This is a genomic window from Pseudomonas sp. o96-267 (assembly GCF_003935465.1).
GTDB lineage: Bacteria > Pseudomonadota > Gammaproteobacteria > Pseudomonadales > Pseudomonadaceae > Aquipseudomonas > Aquipseudomonas sediminis.
Genome location: NZ_RHQP01000086.1, coordinates 1 through 1607, shown reverse-complemented (window position 1 = coordinate 1607; position 1607 = coordinate 1). Strand labels below are relative to the sequence as shown.

Below are 1607 nucleotides of genomic sequence, written 5' to 3'. Positions count from 1 at the left end.
CAGACTGTGTGAAAACCTAGCAGTCTGAGTGCAAGGTGAAGACAATGCCTCCATCAGTCGATGGGGGCATTGTCGTTTATGGGCTACATCCAGGGTGAAGGTCGTCAGCAAAGCAGCCTGTTTCCGCCGACATTGGAAGAGCTGGTTCCTGAGGATCATCTAGTTCGAGTCATCGAGGCCTATGTGGCTCGTCTGGATCTGAAGGTACTGGGGTTCAGCAAGGCTGAGCCCCTCAAGACTGGGCGCCCTGGCTACGATCCAGCTGATTTGCTCAAGCTATACCTATATGGCTACTTCCAGCGCATTCGCTCCTCTCGTCGATTGGAGGCGGAGTGCCGGCGCAATATCGAGGTGATGTGGTTGCTGGGTCGTCTGGCGCCGGACTTCAAGACCATCGCGGATTTTCGCAAAGACAACAGCATGGCCTTTCAGGCGACTTGCAAGGCTTTCGTCCAGTTCTGTCGCCAGGCGAGCTTGATCAGTGGGGAGCTGGTGGCCATCGATGGCAGCAAGTTCCAAGCGGTAGCTTCGCTGCGCAAGCACCTGAGCGTGGAGAAGCTCAAGCGTCAACAAGCGAAGCTGGAAAAACACATTGCCCAGTACCTGGCCCAGCTTGATGAGGGTGATGCACAAGACGCGCAAGAGACGATTGACCGGGCAGCGGTGAAACAGGCGCTACGCCAGCTACAGGATCGCCATGCCGATAACTTGACCGTAAAAGCGCTGATGGAGGCGCAGGGCCTGGAACAGTTCGTCGAAGGCGAAGCGGATGCCAAGAAGATGCGCTGCTCAGGCAAGAGCCCTTGCGTGGCCTACAACGTGCAGAGCGCTGTCGATGCCGAGCATGGCCTGATCGTGCATCACGAAGTGACCAGTGACTGCACCGACAACCAGCAGTTGGAGCCGATGGCCAAAGCGACTCAGGCGGTTCTGCAGCAGCCTGAGCTGACCGTCACGGCTGATGCAGGTTATTCCAACGGGGCGCAGTTTCAGGCCTGCGAAGAAGTGGGCATTACGGCTTTCGTCCCCGTGAATCGCGCGCCCAACAACCAGGGCGGCGGCACACTGTTTGCGCGTCAGGACTTCACTTACGATCCTGCGACCGACAGCTTCCAATGTCCTGCGGGCAAGACCCTGTCGCTCAAACAGCTCAATCGTGGCACTCGCCTTTACGCAGCCCGTACCAAGGACTGCGGGAACTGCCCATTAAAAGCCAAGTGCACACAGGCCCAACGGCGTCATATCAGCCGCCATCCCAACGAAGAGGCGTTCGCGCGGATGGAGAAACGACTCGAAACTCACCCTGAGATGATGGGACGGCGACGAGCAATCGTCGAGCACCCTTTTGGCAATCTCAAACAATGGATTCTGGGCAACGGTCGTTTTCTAGTGCGCCATTTCAGCGGGGTGAGAGCTGAGATGGCGATGGCCGTGCAAGCCTACAACCTCAAACGTGCTATTTCGGTACTCGGGGCACGCCGCATGATCGAGCTGCTGACCTGAGCGCTGCACTTTGCATCATTGCACCAGTAAAAACACAAACGCCACGAATCAATCGAGGCGTTTGTATTGAACCGGTTCAGTTCAGAACGTTTTCACACAGTCTG

Annotated in this window: 1 protein-coding gene; it reads left to right on the top strand. The window is 56.9% G+C overall.

All coding sequences use genetic code 11. From position 1 onward, the window contains the following. Window positions 1–78 precede the first annotated feature (78 nt). Window positions 79–1503 (top strand): IS1182 family transposase, encoded by a 1425-nt coding sequence (locus EGJ86_RS24840; protein WP_177432953.1) that lies wholly within the window; start codon window positions 79–81, stop codon window positions 1501–1503. The last annotated feature ends 104 nt before the right edge of the window (window positions 1504–1607 follow it).

Excerpts from the sequence above, each read along its gene's own strand:
- EGJ86_RS24840 (WP_177432953.1), top strand. The coding sequence starts at position 79 with ATGGGCTACATCCAGGGTGAAGGTCGTCAGCAAAGCAGCCTGTTTCCG.